At 71.3% G+C, this 21,606-nt stretch carries 19 protein-coding genes; 8 read left to right on the top strand and 11 right to left on the bottom strand.

Features of this window, described 5'->3' with window-relative positions; all coding sequences use genetic code 11:
- Window positions 1-94 precede the first annotated feature (94 nt).
- Window positions 95-979 (bottom strand): hypothetical protein, encoded by an 885-nt coding sequence (locus QQK49_RS20355; protein WP_284305581.1) that lies wholly within the window; start codon window positions 977-979, stop codon window positions 95-97.
- A 172-nt stretch (window positions 980-1,151) separates the two neighbouring features.
- On the opposite strand from QQK49_RS20355, the gene QQK49_RS20360 reads away from it, so the two are divergent.
- From QQK49_RS20360 to QQK49_RS20370, 3 genes are all read left to right on the top strand, one after another.
- Window positions 1,152-1,817: a hypothetical protein gene (locus QQK49_RS20360; protein ID WP_284305582.1), complete on the top strand. Its 666-nt coding sequence runs from the start codon at window positions 1,152-1,154 to the stop codon at window positions 1,815-1,817.
- A gap of 622 nt (window positions 1,818-2,439) precedes the next feature.
- Window positions 2,440-2,670, top strand: a complete 231-nt coding sequence (locus tag QQK49_RS20365; RefSeq protein WP_284305583.1) for a hypothetical protein — start codon at window positions 2,440-2,442, stop codon at window positions 2,668-2,670.
- Window positions 2,660-2,977 carry a type II toxin-antitoxin system PemK/MazF family toxin gene (locus tag QQK49_RS20370; protein ID WP_284305584.1) on the top strand — a complete coding sequence of 106 codons (318 nt, stop codon included), beginning with the start codon at window positions 2,660-2,662 and terminating at the stop codon, window positions 2,975-2,977. Before QQK49_RS20365 ends, QQK49_RS20370 begins: the two co-directional genes overlap by 11 nt.
- A 32-nt stretch (window positions 2,978-3,009) precedes the next feature.
- Here the strand turns inward: QQK49_RS20370 and QQK49_RS20375 are convergent, their stop codons facing one another.
- From QQK49_RS20375 to QQK49_RS20385, 3 genes are all read right to left on the bottom strand, one after another.
- On the bottom strand, window positions 3,010-5,859 hold the full coding sequence (locus tag QQK49_RS20375) for an FAD-binding and (Fe-S)-binding domain-containing protein (protein WP_284305585.1): 2,850 nt from the start codon (window positions 5,857-5,859) through the stop codon (window positions 3,010-3,012).
- Window positions 5,860-5,948: 89 nt separating this feature from the next.
- Complete coding sequence (locus QQK49_RS20380; RefSeq protein ID WP_284305586.1) at window positions 5,949-6,242, bottom strand: hypothetical protein; 294 nt, start codon at window positions 6,240-6,242, stop codon at window positions 5,949-5,951.
- Window positions 6,243-6,289: 47 nt separating this feature from the next.
- Complete coding sequence (locus QQK49_RS20385; protein WP_284305587.1) at window positions 6,290-6,442, bottom strand: hypothetical protein; 153 nt, start codon at window positions 6,440-6,442, stop codon at window positions 6,290-6,292.
- A gap of 547 nt (window positions 6,443-6,989) precedes the next feature.
- Between QQK49_RS20385 and QQK49_RS20390 the strand changes: the two genes are divergently transcribed.
- Window positions 6,990-8,090: a glycoside hydrolase family 26 protein gene (locus QQK49_RS20390; RefSeq protein WP_284305588.1), complete on the top strand. Its 1,101-nt coding sequence runs from the start codon at window positions 6,990-6,992 to the stop codon at window positions 8,088-8,090.
- Between the two features lie 46 nt (window positions 8,091-8,136).
- Here the strand turns inward: QQK49_RS20390 and QQK49_RS20395 are convergent, their stop codons facing one another.
- The gene (locus tag QQK49_RS20395; protein WP_284305589.1) at window positions 8,137-9,228 is read right to left on the bottom strand and encodes a nitronate monooxygenase; all 1,092 of its coding nucleotides are present in this window, start codon (window positions 9,226-9,228) and stop codon (window positions 8,137-8,139) included.
- A 195-nt stretch (window positions 9,229-9,423) separates the two neighbouring features.
- Between QQK49_RS20395 and QQK49_RS20400 the strand changes: the two genes are divergently transcribed.
- Window positions 9,424-9,714, top strand: coding sequence for a PspC domain-containing protein (locus QQK49_RS20400; protein ID WP_284305590.1), 291 nt, complete (start codon window positions 9,424-9,426; stop codon window positions 9,712-9,714).
- A 130-nt stretch (window positions 9,715-9,844) separates the two neighbouring features.
- Here QQK49_RS20400 and QQK49_RS20405 read toward each other — a convergent pair whose 3' ends face one another.
- Window positions 9,845-10,072, bottom strand: coding sequence for a hypothetical protein (locus tag QQK49_RS20405; RefSeq protein WP_284305591.1), 228 nt, complete (start codon window positions 10,070-10,072; stop codon window positions 9,845-9,847).
- On the opposite strand from QQK49_RS20405, the gene QQK49_RS20410 reads away from it, so the two are divergent.
- The 3 genes from QQK49_RS20410 (at window position 10,040) to QQK49_RS20420 (ending at window position 12,970) form a co-directional block, all read left to right on the top strand.
- Window positions 10,040-10,714 carry a hypothetical protein gene (locus QQK49_RS20410; protein WP_284305592.1) on the top strand — a complete coding sequence of 225 codons (675 nt, stop codon included), beginning with the start codon at window positions 10,040-10,042 and terminating at the stop codon, window positions 10,712-10,714. The genes QQK49_RS20405 and QQK49_RS20410 overlap by 33 nt on opposite strands.
- A complete protein-coding gene (locus QQK49_RS20415) occupies window positions 10,711-11,760 on the top strand; it encodes a tartrate dehydrogenase (RefSeq protein WP_284305593.1) in 1,050 nt (349 codons plus the stop codon). The genes QQK49_RS20410 and QQK49_RS20415 overlap by 4 nt, the downstream gene beginning before the upstream one ends.
- Window positions 11,761-11,830: 70 nt before the next feature.
- Entirely contained in the window at window positions 11,831-12,970 is a 1,140-nt protein-coding gene (locus QQK49_RS20420; RefSeq protein WP_284305594.1) for an AbrB family transcriptional regulator, read from the top strand.
- Window positions 12,971-12,973: 3 nt separating this feature from the next.
- Here QQK49_RS20420 and QQK49_RS23025 read toward each other — a convergent pair whose 3' ends face one another.
- The 5 genes from QQK49_RS23025 to QQK49_RS20450 form a co-directional block, all read right to left on the bottom strand.
- Window positions 12,974-14,497 (bottom strand): ElyC/SanA/YdcF family protein, encoded by a 1,524-nt coding sequence (locus QQK49_RS23025; RefSeq protein WP_348536239.1) that lies wholly within the window; start codon window positions 14,495-14,497, stop codon window positions 12,974-12,976.
- Window positions 14,498-14,560: 63 nt separating this feature from the next.
- On the bottom strand, window positions 14,561-15,937 hold the full coding sequence (locus QQK49_RS20435) for a UTP--glucose-1-phosphate uridylyltransferase (protein ID WP_284305595.1): 1,377 nt from the start codon (window positions 15,935-15,937) through the stop codon (window positions 14,561-14,563).
- A 32-nt stretch (window positions 15,938-15,969) separates the two neighbouring features.
- Window positions 15,970-17,232: a peptidoglycan recognition protein family protein gene (locus tag QQK49_RS20440; protein ID WP_284305596.1), complete on the bottom strand. Its 1,263-nt coding sequence runs from the start codon at window positions 17,230-17,232 to the stop codon at window positions 15,970-15,972.
- A gap of 249 nt (window positions 17,233-17,481) precedes the next feature.
- Complete coding sequence (locus QQK49_RS20445; RefSeq protein ID WP_284305597.1) at window positions 17,482-19,758, bottom strand: PTS sugar transporter subunit IIABC; 2,277 nt, start codon at window positions 19,756-19,758, stop codon at window positions 17,482-17,484.
- Window positions 19,759-19,829: 71 nt separating this feature from the next.
- Window positions 19,830-21,398, bottom strand: a complete 1,569-nt coding sequence (locus QQK49_RS20450) for an alanine/glycine:cation symporter family protein (protein WP_284305598.1) — start codon at window positions 21,396-21,398, stop codon at window positions 19,830-19,832.
- Window positions 21,399-21,606: the final 208 nt, after the last annotated feature.

Consider the following 21,606-nt stretch of genomic DNA (forward strand, 5'->3'; position numbering starts at 1 on the left):
GACGAGAACGGTATGCGCTGTGTTGTCGCTGCTCGTGAGGCGTGCATGAGAGAACCCACACGCTGTGCCGGGGGCGCGTCGCGCTCGACTTGCGTCAGCCGACGCGCGTGCGCACCACCGCGCCGCGTCCGAGATCGGGCGGCCGCCGCCAGGGGGACGTCACCCGTCCAGCCACCCGCAGGGCCTCGGTCTCGTGGCGCCCGCCGAACATCGCCAGCGTGGTCGCGGCGGCGAAGCTCGGCCCGAGGCTCGTCACCAGCAGTTCGACAGCGCGCGGCTCCACGAGCACGTCGCGCAGGATCGCCGCGGGTCGTCCGGCGACCCCGGCGGCCCTGCTCACCTCGACGACGGCCGCCCGGCGGAGCGGGTGATCGACGCGTGTGGGGTGCCCGCCCGGTCCGTCGAGGGACAGGTGCGTGCGCAGGGCTCGGCGTGGTGCGTCGGGGGCGATGTCGTCGACGACCGCGGTGAGCAGGCGGCGCGCGGCGGCGGTCCAGGCGGCTCCCCGTCGCGCGGGTCCGGGGTCGGCGGGCGCAGCGAGGGCGGTTGCGGCCCGGCGCCATTCGTCGAGGTCGAGGAGCCCGGTCGCGTCGAGGACCTGCCGTCCGGAGACGAGGAGGGCGTGGCGACCGGCGGCCGCCAGCCCCGGGATGGCGGGGTCGCGCGCCAGCTCGTCCTGGTGGGCGGGGGAGAGCGCGACGCCCGACATCGACTGCCACATCGCGGCGACGGCCGCGGGGGTCGGCGCGGTCGGCGCGACGTGGGCGCCCCGGAGGCGCAACCACAACAGGTCGAGGTCGGCGACGTCGCCCGCGTGCGCAGCGGTGGGGCCCTCGCCCAGCAGGGAGGTGATGCGGCGGTGCACGTCGTCGGGGGTGCGCGCGAGGTCGGTGCAGATCAGGGTGGGTGGACGCCCCGCGCGGAGGTCGTCCAGCAGCGTGGCCTGCTCCGCCGAGCGCCACGGCCGTCGCACCGTCATCCCGCCACCTCCGGGCGGCAACCTACCCCGCCTCGCCGGGTGCGTGTTCGGGCCGTGTTGCCAGCGGTGCCGGGGGTCGAGTGGGTCTGTCTGAAGTCCAACGGTCCTCACGAGTGGTCTGGGGTGCGAAGGCGCGGCAGAGTGGACCCACACATCCGGCCGAGGAGTAGCCATGACCCGTCGTCGTCTCGCCACCTGCGCACTCGTCCTCGCTGTCCTGCCGTTGTCGGCCTGCGGCGAGGGCAACCCCTTCGGTGAGTTCATCCAGGGGCCCCAGCAGACGGGGACCACCGCCCCTCCGACGACGGTGTCGCCCGAGACGACCACCGCCACGGACACGGGCACCGAGACGGGCACCGGTACGCCCACCGACACGCTGAGCGGGACGGGCACCGACACGGGCACCGCTACCGACACGAGCACGACCACAGCTCCCTCGGGTACCGGCACGCCCACGTCGTCGCCGGCCGACACCGCGTCGCCCACGACCGACCCGGCAGCGACGTCCACAGCCACGACGGGTGCGACGTCGGCGCAGACCGCCGTCGCGCAGGTCGACGGACGCACCATCCAGGGCGTGCCGACGGGGCTCGGCTTCCCGGCCGAGGCGGGGATCGAGGCGACGCATTCGTTCGCCGGCGGCGGTGGGTCCGTGGTCATGTCGGAGCCCGCCGAGAAGGAGATCTTCTCCTACTACCGCTCGGCGCTGCCCGGGGCAGGGTTCCGGGTGGTCAGCGACACCGCGGGAACCCTCGCCTTCACCGGACACGGCTTCCGCGGAACGCTGGTCGGCACCGGTTCCGGTGGCGTCCTCACCTGGTCCCCGGCTCAGGGCTGAGCGCCGCGCCACCTGTTGCATCCCTGCGGTCGCATCCGGAGTTGATCGCGCGTTCTGGACGGTTGTACAACTTCTGCGTGCCCGGGGTGATCGACCGGGTGCGCGTCCGTCCGTCGCCGCCGGGGACCGACCCCTCTCGGGGCCCGGGGCGGGGACGTCGCCGCGGGGCTCGCTGATTCGGCGGATGTATTCAAACGCGGCGGTCGGCGCTGGCCAAGGCGTCCAGGACAAGCGTACAAATGGTGATCAGGACGGGCGTCCGGTTCGAGAGAACGGGGCGGACGGTGCGGCGTGGGGACGCCGGACCGGGCGGATGCCGGGGAGCATCCGATCGTCCGGGGATCCGCCCGCATCCGTGGGGACGGATGGCAGGGGCTGTGCCGGTGGGGACCGGCGCGGATGCAGGTTCGGGGAGGCATGACCGCACCGATGGGGATCGGTGCGTACGGGGATCGCGTCGATGGGGATCGACGTGGCAGGGGAATGGGAGAGGCGAGACCCTCGAGCGCATGGATGCGAGGGGCCGGGGTGGCGGTGGGGACCGCCGCCCCGGCCGCGTCATGAAAGCGCCCCGGATCGCGTCGAGGACGCAGGCACTCGCATCTGTCGTACGATCTGTCATATGGCCACGCTGACGATACGCACGGACGACGCTGTCGAGCGCGCCCTGGCCGCGCTGACCGAGGGTGGTCTGTCCCGCTCGGAAGCGGCAAGGAGCGCAATCCTCGACGCCGAGCGGGCCCACCGCCGCACGAAACTGCGGGCCGAGGCCGAATCGCTGCGCAACGACCCCGAGGACGTCTCCGCTTCTCGCGCCCTCGCAGCAGAGATGGACGCCATCCGTGCGTGGTGATCTGTACCGGTTGCGGGCTCCCAAGGAGGTCCGGGGCCACGAGCAAGCCGGCGCTCGATACGTGGTCGTCGTGCAGTCGGATGACCTTCCGCTCTCCACCTGGATCGTCGCGCCGACGTCCACCGGCCGACGTGGTGCGTCGTTTCGGCCGGAGATCGACATCGACGGTGTCAAGACCCGCGTCATGGTCGAACAGCTCACCGTGGTCGACCCCGAGACGCGCTTGGGAGACTTCGCGGGGCGACTCGACGCCGACGAGATGAGCGCCGTCGACCAGGCGCTCCTGGTGACGCTCGGCCTGGACTGAAGACCGCTCCCCGGTCACCACGACAAGGGCTTTTACCTCAGAGCTCGTCTGAGGACCTCCGCCAGGTGGAGCGCCGAGCGGTCGGTGCCCTGGTCGACCTGCGTGCGGCAGGAGAATCCGTCGGCGAGGACGAGGTCGTCCTCGCCCGCCTCCCGGACCTTGGGGAACAGCTCGCGTTCGGCGCACGCCGTCGACACCTCGTGGTGGCCGGGCTCGAAGCCGAAGTTGCCCGCCAGGCCGCAGCATCCGCCACCGACGACGTCGACGTCGATGCCCAGCTCGGCCAGCACCCTGGAATCGGGGTCGTAACTGCCCTTGGCCTTCTGGTGGCAGTGGACCTGAGCCACCGCGGACGCCTCCACCGTGCCGAAGGGCCAGGTCGACGACTCCACGTGGTCGGCGACGACCGTGGCGAACGTCGTCACGAGGTCGTGCAGCCTCCCGGCGTGGGGATGCTCGGGCAACAACTCGGGTGCCTCGGTGAGCATGACCGTGCACGAGGGCTCCAGGCCGACGATGCGATGCCCGGCCTCCAGGTGTGGGCCGAGCGCGGCCAGCGAACGTGACAAGGCGCGCTTGGTCATGTCGAGCTGACCCGTGGAATGCCAGGTCAGGCCGCAGCAGACCGGGCCCGACGGCATGACGACGTGATACCCGAGCGCTTCGAGGACCTCGACCGCCGCGACGCCGACCTGCGGGCTCAGGTGGTTGCTGAACGTGTCGGGCCACAGGACGAGAGTCTCCGCGCCCGGCGCCGGGGTCGGCGCCTCACCACGGCGGGCGCGGGTGGAGAACCAGGCGGCGAGGGACAACTCGTCGGCGAACGTCACCATCTCGCGACGCGGCTCGACCCCCGCCAGGCGCAGCGTCGCCACCTCCAGCGGCCGGAATCGCATGGCGCGGTTGATGATCGACCCGACTCCCAGCTTGGTCACCAGCGCGGCCGCCACCGGCAGCCATCCCATCGAGTAGTGCGCGAGCGGGCGCAGCCGGCCGGTCCAGTGGTGGTGGAGGAACTCCGCCTTGTACGTCGCCATGTCGACGTTGACCGGGCACTCCGTCGCGCAGGCCTTGCACGACAGGCACAGGTCGAGCGCCTCGAGGGTGTCGGTGTTGCGCCACCCACCGCGCAGATGCTCACCACGCAGCATCTCGGCGAGCACACGAGCACGGCCCCGCGTCGTGTGGACCTCGTCGCCGGTGGCCTGGAAGCTCGGACACATCGCCCCCGTGTCGGAGCGGCAGGCACCCACGCCGACGCAGCGGTTGACGGCCGAGGCGAAGTCGCCGCCGTCGCGGGCGAGTGCGTGCACCGGGATCGTGACGTTCGTGCGCAGGCCGGGCCCGGGACGCAGGCGGTCGTCGATCGGCTCGGGATCGACGAGCACCCCGGGGTTGAGGACGTTCTCGGGGTCGAAGATCGCCTTGAACCGGGCGAAGAGCGCCAGCATCTCGGGCGAGTACATGCGCGCGAGCATCTCGGAGCGGGCGCGGCCGTCGCCGTGCTCACCGGAGACCGACCCGCCGTGCCGGGCGACGAGTTCGGCAGCGGCGGTGATGAACTCGCGGTACACCGCGATGCCGGCGTCGGTGCCCAGGTCGAAGTCGATGCGCACGTGGATGCAGCCCTCGCCGAAGTGGCCGAAGGGGATGCCGGCCAGGCCCATCCGGTCCATGAGGGCGTAGAGGTCGCGCAGGTAGTCGGCGAGGTGGTCGACGGGGACGGCGGAGTCCTCCCAGCCCGGCCACGCCTCGCCGCCGTCGGCCCGCCGGGTGGCGATGCCGGCCGCCGCCTCGCGGATCCGCCACAACGCCCGCGTCTCCTCGGGGTCGGTGACCACGACCGCGCCATCACCTGCCCGCGACACCTCCGCCAGCTCCCGGCCGGCGCGGACCGCGTCCTCGAGATCGGTCCCCGCGACCTCGCAGTACAACCAGGCACCGCCGGCGGGCAGGGTCGACCCGGCGTTCTCGCTGCCCGGGCGGGTGCGCAACGCCGCGATGAGGTCGGAGCCCATCCCCTCGATCGTCTGGACCCCCTCCCGGCGCAGGCGCGCGCCGTCGGCGGCTGCGGCGAACACGTCGTCGTACCCGAGCACGACCAACGCCGTCGCCGCCGGGGGCTCCACGAGCGTGACCGTGAGTTCGCTGAACACCCCGCACGTGCCCTCGGTCCCGGCCAGCGCCCTGGCCACGTCGAACCCGTGCTCCGGTAGCAGGTAGTGCAGGCCGTACCCCGACACCTGGCGGGGGAATCGGCCGAGCTCGGTGCGGATCAGCTCCTCGTTCTCGGCGACCAGGGCGCGCAGGTCGGCCTCGATGCGCGGATCACTGCACCCGCCGCGACGGGCCGTGATCTCCCGGCCGTCGGCGAGGACGAGGCGCAACGCCACGAGGTTCTCCGCCGACGTGCCCCAGGCCACCGAGTGCGACCCGCACGCGTTGTTGGCGACCATGCCGCCGATCGTGCACCGGGAGTGCGTGGACGGATCGGGGCCGTAGGTCAGCCCGTGGTCGGCCGCGGCGACGCGCAACGAGTCACAGACGACGCCCGGCCCGACGACCGCCGTACGCGCCGCCGGGTCGATGCGGACGGACGTGAGATGACGACTCGTGTCGAGGACCAGGCCCTCGCCGATCGAGTTGCCCGCCACCGACGTTCCGCCCCCGCGCGAGGTGAGCGCCAGTCCACGACTGCGCGCCCATCGAACGGCCTCACGCACCTCGGTCGCATCCCGCGGCTCGACGATCGCCGCAGGCCATCGACGGTAGATCGAGGCATCGCTGGTGTAGGCGGCGCGGGTCGCGGCGTCGGTGCGCAGGCCGGGTGGCTCGGTGCGTCCCGTGCGGGGCGGCGCGTCGAACGTGCTCTGAGAGGTCACGGTGCCTCCGGGGTGGCGTGGCGGTCACCCGACGGTACTCCGTGCGGCCCGCCCGGGGGCATCCGGCCGGTGCCGCGCCTGCCGGACCGCTACGCGCGCGTCGTGGAGCTCGGCGCGGCGGTCGTGCGCACGGACTTCGTCGTCCTGACGACCGACTTCTTGGTCGCCGTCTTCACGGACGTCACGGCCTTCTTCTTCACGGACTTCTTGACGACCTTCTTGACGGGCTTCTTCGAGGTCTTCGTGACGACCTTCTTGGCGGGTGCGGCCTTCTTCTTCGCCGACGTCGCCTTGGCGGACTTCGCGACGGGCTTGGCGGGCTTGGCGGCCGGTTCGGCCTTGGCCGTGGCTGTCGTCTTCACCGTCGTGGACCGCGTCTTCACCACGACCGGCGTCGTCGGCGTGACCTCGGCAGGTCGGGCCGGGCCGCTCAGCGGACGTTCGGTGATGACGACGTTCTCGTAGCCCGGTACGACGGGCGGCGGGGGAGCTGCGCGGCGTGGGCGCCCCCGGGCGTGATCACGGCCGCAGCGAGGATGAGTCCGGTCGCGATGCGTACGCGGCGCGATGTGGTGTCCTTCATGTCCATCCCCCTGGATTACCCACCTGGGCGACTGCAGTGGTGCAACGACATGATGCCGTCGACGGCCGATCTCGGCCGGGTCGTCCATTTTTCACGATAAGAGCGAATCCCGCTGTCGCATACCGTGGTCGTATACATGTGGACGAGCGTCCAGGTGGCGACAGGAGTCCTCTGCGTGCGGACGGCCACCGTCGGGTGGCGGCCCGAGCCGGTGGGGAACGACGACGACCGTCGGGCCACGGTGACTCCTACTCGTCTCGACAAACGATCCTGCTGCATCTCGCCATGCGATATTCGCCGATCGCTTCCGCGCGGGTGACGGAGTCGTCATCCGCCTGAGAACCCCTGGTCCGCCGATGAATCCAGACGTGCGACCTGGACGGTCGTTCCGAAGGTCGGCATCCACGGCTGGGCAGATCTCCCCGTCACGGATTACGGTCCAGGCGTGCCACGGGGGTGGCTGAGGGGGTCACGCGGACCGGGGGGAACGCGGGGGTGTCGTCGGCTTTCGCACGTGGCTTCGCCCTCTTGTCGAAAGGACGTCCGCGTGATTTCGCGCCCGCTCGCCGCCGCCCTCGTCGCGGCCACCGCCGCACCTCTGGTTCTCGCCTCGTCGATCCCGGCCGGTGCCGTGACCTCGGCGCCGGCGTCGACGACCACGATCCAGGGGGTGAAGGCGCCCGTCACGTCCCGCGCCGCCGCGGTCGGCAAGCCGGGGACGATGGCCCGCAAGTACCTCGGGACCCCGCGGTCGGGACTGCCCTGGCACAGCGGCGCCTGGACCGGGGAGTTCATGAACGCCCGCAACGCGACCAAGTGGGGCACCTGGCGCGGCCGGCCCTCGGACGCCACCCCGACGTTCCCCGAGCGCAAGACGTGGAAGGAGATGCGCGCCTCCACCTGGCACATCGACACCTACCACGGCTTCAAGGGAACCCTGGTGTACGGCCTGCCGATCCTGCCGGAGAACTCCAAGCCCGCCGAGCTCAAGCGCGTCGCCACCGGCTGGCAGGACCCGACCTACCGCAAGATCGCCCGAGACCTCAAGCGGTTCAAGGGCGGCCCCGTCGTCGTCCGCGTCGGGTGGGAGGCCAACGGTGACTGGATGTCGTTCCGGGCCACCGCCACCACCGCCGGGCAGTACCGCGCCGCGTTCCGCCGCGTTGTGCAGGTGATGAGGAAGGAGAACCCGAAGCTCGTCTTCGACTTCGACATCAACTGCGGCACACCACTGCCTAAGCAGAAGAACCGGCTGGACTCCCTGACCAAGCTGTACCCCGGTGACGACGTCGTCGACCTCATCGGGTGCGACACCTACGACTGGGACGTGCTCAAGGCCAAGACCGACCGCCAGTGGCGGGCCGCCCTGCGTCCGCGGAACTCCGTCGGCATCCAGGACGTGGCCGACTTCGCACGCAAGCGCAAGAAGGGCCTGTCCTTTCCCGAATGGGGCCTCACCCACGCCTACGACGGCAACGGCGACAACCCGTTCTACATCCGCAAGATGCACGCGTTCTTTCGCGCCAACAGCGACGTCCTCGTGCTCGAGAACTACTTCAACGTGCCCGACCAGCACATGAAGAACTCGATCTGGTCGGTCAAGCCGCAGAACCCCAAGTCGGGGGCGGAGTACAAGAAGCTCTGGTGACGCCTCACCGGGCGCGCACCGCCCGGTGAGAGACGTCCGGCAGAACTCAGGGCGCGAGGCCCTCGACGATCGACGCCGCCGGAGCCTCGCGCGCCGCACGCCACCCGGCTCCGGCCCACAGCGACACCCCGTCGAGGTCGCCGTCGTGGGCCGCCGCGGCGCGCAGCGGCTTGGTGAGTTGGTCGACGGCCGGGTAGACGGCGGGCGCGTAGGCGTCGTAGCGGTCGACGAAACCGTTGCGCAGCCCGCGTGCCGGGCGGCCGGAGAACGCGCGGGTCACGCCGGAGGACAGGCGCGGGTCGGTGATCCCCATCCGGTGGGCGGCGCTCGTGCCGGCCTCCTCGGCGAGCAGCAACGCCGTCCCGACCTGCACCGCGACGGCTCCCGAGGACAGCGCCCGCCGCGTGTCGCCCGCGGTGGTGACGCCGCCGGCGGCGACGAGCGGCACCCCGAGGTCGGTCATCATCGGCAGCAACGCCAGATGGTCGAGTTCGTTGGGATCGTCGGTGACGCGGTGGGTGCCGCGGTGGCCGCCGGCCTCGTACCCCTGGACGATGAGGGCGTCGGCGCCGACGTCGACCGACACCTCGGCCTCCTCACGCGTCGTCACCGTGACGGCCACGCTGGTGCCCACCGCGTGCAGCCGCTCGACCACGTCGGCGCGAGGGCAGCCGAAGGTGAACGACGCCACGGGAACCCGCGCGGCCTCGAGCACGTCGATCTTGTCGTCGTAGTGGTCGTCGTCGGTCCAGTCGGGCACGGGCAGGGCCAGACCCGCGGCGCGCTCGTCGTGGGCGAGCAGGTCGCGGAACGCGGCGACGGCCACGCGGTCGGCCCGCTCCCGCCCCTCGCTGTCGGCGACGCCGGTGGCGGCCGAGGCGGAGTCGACGCGTTCGGGCAGGCAGGAGGACCGTGCCGGGACGAAGACGTTGACCCCGAACGGAGTCGCCGTGCGGCTGCGGACCTCGGCGATCTGCTCGGCCACCAGCTGCGGCGCCTTGTACCCCGCGGCCAGCATTCCGAGACCGCCGGCCTCACCGACCGCCACGACCAGATCGACACTCGATGGCCCACCCGCCATGGGGGCGCCGATGACCGGCCGTGCCGTCGAGGGGAGTTCGACCACTGCTGGACTCATCCCCCCACTGTGCCAGAGGGCGCCTCGGCGCAGGCCGCCGCGGCGATGCCCCCATCGGCTCGGGGTGAGGCGAGCGCCACTCAGGGACGGCTCAGGGGTGCCTCAGGGCCGCACCCGATAGGAACGGCCCGCGATCCGCGGGAGGGTTGAGTCATCACGGAGAACGACACGAACCGACAGTCCGAGGAGGACACCATGAACTCGATCCACACCAGCCTCGCCAAAGCCGGCTTCGTGCGCCCCGACGGCGAGCGCATCATCGGCGGCGTCTGCTCCGGCATCGCCCGCCGCTACGGCCTCGACGCCTGGGCCGTCCGCGCCCTGCTGATCCTCGCGCTCATGCTGCTGCCCGGCAGCCAGCTGCTCGTCTATCCCGTCGCGTGGGTGCTCATGCCGTCCGAGGCGGTCGCCCGCCGCACCGCGCTCACCGAGCCCGCGGCTCCCGCCGGCTACGACGACGTGCCGCAGGACACCGTCCTCCGCTGACCCGGGGACTCACGCGTCGGCCACGAGAGGCACACGAGGAGAGAAGGGGTGGGTGCCATCGGGCCCCACCCCTTCGTCATGCCTTCGGGTCTTGGTGGAGTCGCCGTCGGCGACCCCGACCCCTCGGATCTCAGATGCGCGGGACGCCCGGCGACCCGGGTGAATCGCCTTCCTCCTCCTTGCGCTCGCCGCGGCGCTTGAGGAACGAGGCTCCCGGGAGACCGGAGATCGCGGTGGTGAGTTCGTGGACGGTCTCGAGGATCTCGTGCACGTCGGGGCCCACCTGGTCGAGCTTGCCGAGCATGGGCAGCACGTCGTCCTCGAGGTGGCCCAGCAGGACCGGGAGGCGGTCGACCATGCGGATGAGCGCGGTGACCTCCTGCTTGTCGACCTCGTCGACGAACCGGCTCGCGAGCGGGGTGGCCTTCGCGGCGATCGGCTCGAGGGGGCGAGCATCGTCTCTCCCCGGGCCAGGAGACCGGCGGCCGCGACGGCGGTGCCCTGGGCGCCCTCGACCGTGACGGCCGCCTCGCGCGTGACCTCCTGCACCGCGACGACGGTGGCGGTGGCTGCGGCCGAGGCGTCCTCGGCGTCGGCGAGCACCCCGGCCGTGCGATCGAGCATCGCCTCGCCGTCCTCGAGCATCGTCTCCACCGATCCGACCGCCGCCTGGCCGCGCGCGAGGAGGTCCTCCGCCTGCGTCATCAGCGCATCGGCGCGATCGACCAACTCGCGGGCTCGGGTGAGGAGATCGAGGACGTCGCCGACCGCCCCCGGCAGATCGAGGACCAGGTCGGTGACGCCGTCGCGGACCGACCCGGCGGCCGACAGCAGAGAAGCGGGGGTGATGATGCGCATGCGCCCATCATGCCGGTGCCGTGACGAGGCCGCGCGGGCGCGCGGGCACTCCACGCAGTCGATGCAGTGCGCCTATCGCCGCGAGGTCGAGGTCGTCGAACTCCGGCGTGGGCCGCCGATCCGGTCCACCATGGGTGCATGACGACGTTCCGCATCGCCCTGATTCCCGGAGACGGCATCGGCAAGGAGGTCGTGCCACCCGCGTGCGAGGTTCTCGACGCGGTCGGCGCGGCGAACGGCTTCGACTTCGACTACACCGAGTTCGACTGGTCCTGTGAGCGATACGCCCGCGAGGGCGCGATGATGCCCGAGGACGGCATCGAGCAGCTGCGCCCGCACGACGGGATCTTCCTCGGCGCCGTCGGCTACCCGGGGGTGCCCGACCACGTCTCGCTCTGGGGCCTGCTCATCCCGATCCGCCGGCAGTTCGACCAGTACGTCAACCTGCGGCCGATCCGGGTGTTCGACGGCGTCGACGGGCCTCTGCGTGATGCGGCCGGCACCGACCTCGTCATCGTGCGCGAGAACAGCGAGGGGGAGTACAGCGAGATCGGCGGGCGCATGAACGTCGGCACCCCGTATGAGATGGCCGTGCAGGAGTCGGTGTTCTCCCGGCGCGGCGTCACCCGCATCGTCGACTACGCCCTCGACCTCGCCGAGACCCGCGGGCGCCAACTGACGTCCGCCACCAAGAGCAACGGCATCGTGCACACCATGCCGTTCTGGGACTCCATCGTCGAGGAGCGGTGCGCCGAGCGGCCTTCGGTCGCGTGGGATTCGGAGCACATCGACGCGCTCGCGGCCAAGATCGTGCTCGACCCGCGCCGCTACGACGTCATCGTCGCGAGCAACCTCTTCGGCGACATCCTGTCCGACCTCGCCGCCGGCGTCGCGGGCTCGATCGGCATGGCACCCTGCGGCAACATCAACCCCGAGCGCGAGTACCCCTCGATGTTCGAGCCGGTGCACGGCTCGGCCCCCGACATCGCAGGTCAGGGCGTGGCCAACCCCCTCGGTGCGATCTGGACGGCGGCGCTGATGCTCGACCACCTCGGCCACGACGAGGCCGCGGTGCAGGTGGTCTCGGCGATGGAGGAGCTGCTGTCCTCCGGCGGCCCCCGCACGGCAGACCTGGGCGGCACGGCATCGACGACCGAGGTGACCCGGGCCCTGATCGACCTGCTCTGACAGGGCGCTCGACTCGAGACGTCCGCCCGCCGGTGAGGAGTCGAGCCCTGGCGTGAGGCAAGGTGTGACGGTGCCCGATGACGACCTCGGCTTCGACCCGCCGCCGCACTCTCCCGATCCTCGCCCGCGAGGTGTGCGGACGTGGCTCGTCGTACTGCTCGTCGCGGTGGTCTCGACGGCGGTGCTCGCCGTCCTCGGAGCGCCGTCACCCGTGCTGTTCGGGGCCCTGCTCGGCGGGTTGCTCGTCGGGATCTCGCGGATGGCCACCCCCGAGTTGCCGCGGCCCGTCTCCGTGTTCGGCCAGGCGCTGCTCGGAGTCTCCACCGGTGCCGTCATCGACCCCGAGACCCTCGGCGACTTCGTCGATCACGCCGGACCGGTCGTCCTCAGCGTCTTGCTGACGATCGCCGCGAGCATCCTGCTGGGCCAGCTGCTGCGCCTGCAGCGGAAGCATCGCGTGACGCCCGCGACGGCCACGTTCTCCTTCATCGCCGGAGGGGCCTCCGGGGTGACGGCCGTGGCCGACGAACTCGGTGCGGACGACCGGGTGGTCGCGGTCGTGCAGTACCTGCGTGTGCTCATCATCCTCGTGGGGATGCCCGTCATGGCGGTGGTCGCCTTCGGTGCGCCCGTCGGCTCGGACACGCAGTCGGTGGCGGAGTCGACCGGGCTCCTCTTCGGCGAGATCACGTGGCCCGCACTGGGGTTCACGGTCATCTGCCTCCTGCTGGGGTTGCTGCTCGCCCGCATCGTGTCGGTCCCGGCGGGCAACCTCCTGCTGCCCCTGAGCGTGGCCGCGGTGTTCGCGGTGACCGGCGCGCTCGACCCCTTGCTGGGCCCGGGCGCGACCGAGTTCCCCGCACCCCTGGAGGCCGTGGCGTTCGCGATCATCGGCCTGCAGGTGGGGCTGCGCTTCACCCGCGAGAGCCTGCGGAGCGTCGCGCGGCTGCTGCCGATGTCCACGGCGATCATCCTCGTGATCATCGCCGTCTCCGCCGGGATCGGGATCGTCCTCGCCGACGTCATCGGCATCAGCCGGCTGGACGGCTACCTCGCCACCACCCCGGGCGGCCTGTACGCCGTGCTCCTCACCGCCGATCTCGCCGGCGGTGACGTCACGTTCGTGCTCGCGGTGCAGGTGCTGCGGCTGTTCCTCGTGCTCGCCCTCGCCCCGGTGATCGCCGCCTACTACCGACGCCGGAAGGCCTGAACCTCAGCCCGGTCGGGCGATGACGGCGACCACGAAGTCGGAGCTGTCGGTGAAGGGCCGCAGGTCCCACGTCGAGTACAGGGCGTCGGCGACCAGGCCGACGGCCTCGATGTCGCCGCGGAAGGTGTCGAAGCCGTAGCCGCGCCCGGCGCCGAACCCGACGACCGCACGGCCGCCGGGAGCCAGGTGGGATCCGAACCGGCGGATGATGTCGCGCTGCGTCCCCGGCGCCGCGAAGGTGACGACGTTGCCGGCGCACACGATGGCATCGAACGGCTTCTCTTCACCGCGCGCGGGCAGGTCGAGTTCGGCGAGGTCGCCCTGCAGCCACGTCGCGTCGGGGAACTGCCGCGAGGCCTCTTCGACCAGCGCGGGATCCACGTCGACGCCCACCACACGGTGCCCCACCTGCGAGAGATACCCACCGACACGGCCCTGACCACAGCCCGCGTCGAGCACCCGGGCGCCGCGCGGCACCATCGCGTCGATGAGGCGCGCCTCACCGACGATGTCGTCGCCGGCCTCGCGCATCGACCGCCAGCGCTGGATGTACCACGAGGAGTGCTGCGGGTTCTCCACGACGCGCTCCTCCCACAACGTGCGCTGACGTGCCATGTCGGCTCCCTCGGTTGCTCGGTGACGATCCGGTCCCACCGTAGTCGCGCCCGGCGAGGGCCTCGCACGAGGTCGGTCCGCCAACGTGCCGATCCGGACCCGGGGCCGGTCCGGCTCTCGTGCGGACATCGGAACGGACATGAGCGCTGTCGCCATGACGACACTGCGGCTGTCCGTTCCGGTGTCTGTTCGACCGGTGCTCGAGGGTCGATGCGGGCGCGGTGGCGGGTCAGGGGTCTCGCCCAGTTGGGCAAGACGGTCGGTGACGGTGCTCTCGGACGGTCCCAGCACCGGGTCACGCCGGGAGACGACATTGATGACTGCCTTGACCGCCGCGGGGATCTCGCGGGACTCCCCGGTGGCCCAGACCGACGCGGCGTAGCTGCGCATCGTCTCGTCGCCGACTCCCACGGCGTCCAGGCCGATGGCCCGGCACACCGCGAGGGCGCGCGGCAGGTGGTAGGTCTGGCTGACGAGGGTCACCCCGCTCACCCCGAAGATGCGGGTGGCGCGCACGCACGAGTCGTAGGTGTCGCGACCGGCGAAGTCCATGACGACGCGGTCGGCGGGTACGCCGTGGGAGAGGAGGTAGCGCCGCATGGCCGTGGGCTCGTCGTAGAACTCGGTGCGGTTGTCGCCGGAGACCAGCAGCAGCGACACCTTGCCGCGCGCCAGCAGGTCGGCGGCCACGTCCAACCGCGCCGCGAGGAACGGGCTGGGGTGCCCGTCGGGTTGCACACCGGCGCCGAGGACGAGCGCGACCGGGCGGTGCGGCACGTCCTCGGGCGTGCGGATGCCACCGCGGGAGGCCAGGTGCATCCAGGCGTTGCTGCCACCGATGACGAGGCCGAGCGCGGCGAACGCGGCCAGGCCCACCCGCAGCACGCGGGCGCGACCGCGTGCCGGCCTCATGGACAAGGGCGCACCGGCGCTCCGGTCATGACCGGGAAGCCCGCCAGGCAAGCCCCCCACCACTCAGAGGGTGGTGCCGTCGGCGACGGTGCGCGGCTCACCGGCGTCGGCCAGGGTGCCCTCGCCGTCGACGACGACGTCGGCCCCGAAGGTCCAGTCGCCCTCGACGGTCAGGTGCCGGGCGCGGCGCAGCGAGGGCGCACCGTGCGGGAAGCGCCTCTCGAAGTCGCCGATCTTCTTGTAGAACGCGGAGTCGAGGGAGATGACCGGAGCCGGGTCGGTGAGCAGGTCGAGCCGGCCGTCCTCGCGCACGTCGTAGGCGTCGGAGCGCAGGAGCAGCAGCTCGTTGGTGGTCTTGACCGGCAGGAACCGGGTGCGGGGGACGCAGATGGCCTGCGCACCCTCGAACACCTCGACGGCCGCGCCCATCGCCGACTCGATCTGGAACACCTCGGGGGAGTCCGGATTCTTGGGGTCGACGGTCTTGATGTTGCGGATGAGCGTCAGCCCGAGCACGCCGTCACGCTCGCGCAGCACCTCGGCCACCTTCTGGAGGTCGAACCACAGGTTGTTCGTGTGGAAGAAGGGGTGGCGGTGCTCGTCGGTGAAGTAGTCCATCTCCTCCGGCGCCGTCTGGGCCGTCTCCCGCAGGATGAGGCGGTCGTCGGCGGTGCGCACGGCGAGGTGTCCGCCCTTGCGGTCCATGGCGGTCCGACGGCAGACCTCGGCGGCGTACGGCGCGCCGGAGGCGGCGAACCAGCCGGCGAGACGGGCGTCCGGGCCGGCGCCGAGGTTGTCGGAGTTGCTCACCGAGGCGTATCGGAACCCGGCCTCGAGCAACGCGTCCAGCACCCCGGTGCCGAAGAGCGAGGGGTAGAGGTCGCCGTGGCCCGGTGGGCACCACTCGAGGCGGGGGTCCTCGGGCCACTCGACGGCGGTGAGGTCGTCGGTGCGCAGCTTGGGCTCCTGGCTCTGGAGGAAGTCCAGCGGCACCCCGTCGACGGCGAGCTCGGGGTAGGCGGCGAGCGCCTCCAACGTGTCCTTCTGGGTGTTGAAGCTGTTCATGAGCACCAGGGGCAGCCGCACCCCGTACTCCTGCCGCGCGGCCAGCACCTGCGCGACGATGAGGTCGAGGAAGCTGCGGCCGTCGCGCACCGGGAGCAGCGACTTGGCCGTGGCCATGCCCATCGACGTGCCGAGCCCACCGTTGAGCTTGATGATGACGGTCTTGGCCAGCGCCTCGCGCGCCGTCTCCTCGTCGACCTCGAGGTCGTCGAGCATCGGCGGATCCTGCATGGGACGGATGTCGTCCTCGCGGATCAGGCCGGTGGCCCCGGCCTCGAGCTCGCGGTAGTAGTGCCCGAAGACGTCGATCGCGGTCTGGTCGACCCCGGCCTTCGCCATCTTCGCCTGTGCGTCCTGGAGGGCCTCGTCGCTCATGGCCTCGATCGTAGTTCGACCGTGCGTGCGCCTCATCCTCGGCCGGCGTTGGAGCGCGCGATCGCCAGGTAGTCCGCCCGGGCCGTGGAGGCCTGCGAGCGCATGTCACCGAGGCGGGAGATGAGGTCGGTGCCGGGGCAGGAGGTGTTGCCGACCTGGTAGTGGCCGGCGACCACGGGCTTGGAGGCGCCGTTGACGGTCAGGGTGCCGGAGGGCTCGAAGCCGTAGCGCGCGGAGGTCCATCCGATGAGGTCGACCATGGCATCGACCCCCTCCTGGGTCGCGGGCTGGGCGTTGGTGTCGCCGATGTAGGAGACGCCGAGGTAGGCCTCGTTGACGCCGCGGGCGTGCGCGCCGCGGTGGGCGATGCCGATGCCGCCGCGGCGACCCTCCCAGACACCGCCGAAGCGGTCGACGAGGGCGTTGTAGCCGATGTCGGCCCAGCCGCGGTCCTGGGTGTGGAAGCGCTGGATGCCGCGCAGGATGCTCGGAACCTGGCTGCGGGAGTAGGAGTTGGTGCCGGCGGTGTGGTGGACCACGACGCCGCGGGGGGCGGTGCCGGGCACCGAGTTGGCCTCGGAGGTCTCCGAGGCGCGCCACTCGGCCCGCTTGGAGGGCATCGAGGCACGCGGGCCGGGCAGGCCGGCGGGCACCGGGATGGCCTTCACGGTGTTCTTGGTCTTCTTCGCCGGCCGCTTGGCCTGCGTGGCGGGGGCGAGTGCGGCGAGTGACGCCGCGGACACGCCCCCGCGCACGGAGGCCGGGGCGCCTGCCGCGCGCCGTGCGGGTCCGGTCGTGCCCAGGGTGGCGGGGTCGATGATCGCCAGGCGCGGGTCGCGGGTCGCCTGGACGCCCGCGGTGAGGCGGCCCTCGACGTGGGTGGCGCCGGTGACGGCGATGGCCTCCGACCCGGCGCGTGAGGAGGACCCGGGCGCCGCGCAGTCGGGGCACGGCTCGACCTCGACGTCCTCCCAGGCGCTCCACACCCCGCCGCGCTTGGCGCGGTAGGCCAGGCGGACCCCGTCGCCGGTGCCCTCGACCCACGAGACGCCGATGACCGCGACGTCGGTCGGCACGGCGACGACTCCGGTGGTGAGGACGCGCGTCGCCGTGGCTGCGGCCCCTCCGCGGGTGGCGGGCGTCGACAGCGGGTGGAAGCCGACCCGCCGGTCGCCCTCGGCGGCCCGCGTCGACGTCGCAGCGTCTGTCGCGAGGGGAGATGCGGCGGCGGGGGTGACGGCGCAGAGCACCGGGGCGACGAGGACGGCGGAGCAGAGCACGGCGGCAGAGCGCATGGGGACCTCATGAGGGGTGAGCGGCGAAGGGCCGGTGGTGACGGGGTTCACGATCTCGGAGTCGTGTCGCCCCACAGTGAACACTGCCGAAGCGCTGCGCGGGGGCGAACCGCCCCGGTTGACAGTTCTTCACGCAGACGTCGCCGTCTCGTCGCCCCGTTCGGGCGGGCGGGAGGTGGCCGTCGTCGATGGGGGAACGCCGCAGGACCGGCCCCGAGGCGGAGCCGGTCCTGCGTGGAGCGGGGTGGATCAGCGGATGACGAACAGCCCGTCGCCCGCCTGCACCTGCGTGGAGGCCACGATGATCGGCTGCCCGACGGCGGCCGAGTTGGTGACGATCACCGGGGTGGTCAGCTTGTACCCGGCGGCCTCGATGGCCTCGGGGTCGAAGGTGACCAGCGGCGTTCCCTCCTCGACGATCTGACCGGTCTCGACGTGCGCCTCGAACGGCACCCCGTCGAGCTTGACCGTGTCGAGCCCGATGTGGATGAGCAGTTCGACCCCACTGTCGGTCTTGAGGCCGACCGCGTGCTTGGTGGGGAAGATCAGCGCGACCGTCGCGTCACACGGCGCGACGACGGTGTTGGACGTCGGGCGGATGCCCACACCCGGGCCGACGAGCCCGCCACCGAACGCGGCGTCCTCGACCTCGGACAGCTCGATGACCTCACCGGCCAGGGGAGAACGCACGATGGTGGCGACCCGCGCCGGAGCGGCATCGGCCGTCGCCGCACCCGCAGCAGCACCGGCGCCCGCCGCGGTGGCCCCGCCCGGAGCCGCCGCCTCGATCTCGGCGACGTCTTCGTCGTCCACGTCCACGTCGACCGGGTTCTCCATGTAGGAGTGGACCGCGGTGGCCACGGCCGTGACCCGCGGGCCGTAGATGACCTGAACGCCCTTGCCCGACTTCATGACTCCCGACGCTCCGGTGCTCTTGAGGAGGGAGTCGTCGACGAGCGAGCCGTCCTTGACGCTGACGCGCAGTCGGGTGATGCAGTTGTCGACGTCGGTGAGGTTGTCCAGGCCGCCGAGGCCCTTGACGACCGCGGCCGCGAGCAGGGTGTCCTCGTCGACGTCGGTGCGGGTCTTGGTGGCCGTGGCCGTGCCGCCCCCACCGGCGGCCGAGCTGGAGCCGTGGCTGGTGTTGCGTCCGGTCTTGGCGTCGACGTCGGAGCGGGAGTACAGCTTGACCTCGTCGGTGTCGTCGCGGCCGGGGGTCTTGAGGTTGAGCTTGCTGATGAGCACGCGGAACAGCAGGTAGTACACGAAGAAGTAGACGATGCCCACGAGCGGGATCATCAGCCAGTTCGTCCGGTCGTTGCCCTGCAGGATGCCGAACAGGGTGAGGTCGATGAGGCCACCGGAGAAGGTCATGCCCACCCCCACGTTCAGCAGGTGCATGAGCATGAACGACAGGCCCGCCAGCAGGCAGTGGATGATGTAGAGCAGCGGCGCCACGAAGAGGAACGTGAACTCCAGCGGCTCGGTGATGCCGGTGAGGATCGCGGTGAGCGCCGCCGAGAGCAGCAACGACCCGGCGACCTTGCGCTTGGCCGGCGAGGCCATCTGGTACATCGCCAGCGCAGCGCCGGGCAGGCCGAAGATCATGAACGGGAACTTGCCCGCCATGAAGCGGGTGGCCTCCGAGCTGAACGCGGTCGTGTCGGCGCAGCCGAGCTGGGCGAAGAAGATGTTCTGCGCGCCCTGGACCTGCTGGCCGCAGACCTCCATGACGCCACCGACGCTCGTCTGCCAGAACGGCAGGTAGAACACGTGGTGCAGGCCGAAGGGGATGAGCGCGCGCTCGATGATGCCGTAGATGAACGTGCCCGCGTACCCGGAGCCGAGGACGAGCGCGCCGAGGGCGTTGATGCCGATCTGCACGACGGGCCACGCGAACGCCATGGCGATGCCGACGACGAGGAACACGATCGAGCTGATGATCGGCACGAAGCGCTCACCGCCGAAGAAGCTGAGCACCTCGGGCAGCTTGATGTTGTGGTAGCGGTTGTGCAGCGCGGCGACGCCGAGGCCCACGATGATGCCGCCGAAGACACCCATCTGGAGGCTGTCGATGCCGACCACGTTGGCGAACGATCCCGAGGGCAGGCACTCGGCCGGGTTCTGGCCCGCGGCCTGCGCCGTCTCGCACTGGGTGCGGGCGTCGCCGGGGTAGCGGATCGCGAGCATGGCGCCGATCGAGGCGTGCATGACGAAGAACGCGATGGCGCCGGACAACGCGGCGACGGCCTTGTTCTGCCGGGCCATGGCGAGGGCGACCGCGATGGCGAAGATGATCGGCAGGTTGCCGAAGATGATGCCGCCGGCGGCGTTCATGACCTGCAGGATGTCGTTGGGGATGGTGCCCGGGCCCATCGCCTCCATGAGGCCGAAGTTGGTCAGCATCGTCTCGTTGGTGAACGAGCCACCGATGCCGAGGAAGAGGCCGGCGACCGGCAGGATCGCGATGGGGAGCATGAACGCGCGTCCGACGCGTTGCAAGGTGGCGAAGATCTGGTCCTTCATGGTTCTCCAAGGTGTGACGGCAGGGGAGGGGTGCGCCGGCGTGAGCTGGGCCGCCCGGCTTGCGAGGAAGCCTAGGACGATTCGGGGGCGCCGAGGTACACGGACGGCTCCGGCGGCCCCGCATGTGTGCGCAAAAGTCGGTCAGCGCGACGGGGTCGACCGGCTCGTGTCGTCGGCCTCGCGGTAGCGGGCGGCGATGCTCTTCCACAGGGGGCGTTGGTGATGCCCGCCTCCTCCGGGTCGAAGATCGGGTTCAGCCCGGAGCGACGCTGCCGCTCGTAGTCCTTGAACACGGCGACGGCCGGCCCGATGAGCAGCACCAACGCGATGAGGTTGACCCACGTGTACAGGCCGATGCCGATGTCCGCCAGCGCCCACGCGAACTCCGAGGAGCGGAACGAGCCGAGGAGGATCGACCCGGCGAGGACGAGCTGGAAGATCACCGTGACGGTGCGCCCGGCGCGCTTGCGGCGCATGAGGTAGGCGATGTTCGTGTCCGCGTAGAACCCGAACGACAGCAGCGTGGTGAACGCGAAGAAGAACATCGCGATCGCGATGAACGGAGCGCCGAAGCCCGGCAGCACGGACTCGATGGCGGCCTGGGTGTAACCGGGGCCGGCGGCGAGGCCGGGAACGTGCTCGACCAGCGTCTGACCGGTGTCCTCGCGGACGACGTTGTAGCTGTTGGTGGACAGGATCATCAGGCCGGTGATCGTGCACACGAGAAGGGTGTCGACGTAGACCGAGAAGCCCTGGGAAAGGCCCTGCTTGACGGGGTGGCTCACCTCGGCGGCCGCGGAGGCCTGCGCGCCCGAGCCGGTGCCGGCCTCGGAGGAGTAGATGGCGCGCTTGACGCCCCACATGATGATGGCGCCGAGCATGCCGCCGTACAGGGCCTCCCCGCCGAACGCGCTGCGGAAGATCAGGGCGAACATCTCGGGCACGCGCGGGGCGTTGAGGGCGACGACGACCAGGCCGAGCAGCACGTAGGCGGTGGCCATGAACGGGACGACCACGCCGCACACCTTGCCGATGCGCTTCATCCCGCCGAGGACGACCGCGCAGAAGAGGATCGCGACGACGATGCCGGTGATGCGCGGGTCGACGCCCCAGGCGTTGTTCACCGACTCTGCGATGTTGAAGGCCTGGATCGAGGGCCCGGTGATGGTGGTGGCGAACACGGTGGACACGGCGTAGGCGATGGCCAGCGGCATCGCGATCCACCGGAACTTGATGCCCTTCTCGATGTAGTACGCAGGGCCGCCGCGGTATTCGCCGGCGACCTCCTCCTTCCACACCTGTGCCAGGGAGGACTCGACGATGGCGACGGCCGAGCCGACGATCGCGGTCACCCACATCCAGAACATGGCACCCGGGCCGCCGAAGCCGATGGCGGTGGCGACGCCCGCGATATTGCCGACGCCGATCCGGCCGCCCAGGGCCATGGCGAGGGCCTCGAAGGAGGAGACGCCGCGCTCGGAGTCGCCGCCACGGGCGAGTTGGCGCAACATGTCCCCGACGCGTCTGACCTGGGGAAATGCGAAGCGCAGCGTGAAGAACAGGCCGACGGCGAGGATGAGCACGACCATCGGGGTGCTCCAGAGCCACCCCACCGTTGTCGTGACGACTTCTTCGAGCATCCGTGTCTCCCCGGGTTGGTCGTGGTGCCTCAGGGGCTGAGGCATCGCTTGCGCAAGTCTGGCGGGATCGACGGCCGATTTTCCCGGAGTGGGGTGGCGAATTCGCCGATTCGGGTGAAATCGTGGCACACGAGCGGTGTCCGACTCCGTGTTGCCGCGGGTCGTTCGTTCGGTAGCATGCCTGCGGCAGGGTGCGTTCCTGCACGGT

Origin of the sequence: Mobilicoccus caccae (assembly GCF_030161635.1) — a bacterium.
Lineage (GTDB): Bacteria > Actinomycetota > Actinomycetes > Actinomycetales > Dermatophilaceae > Mobilicoccus > Mobilicoccus caccae.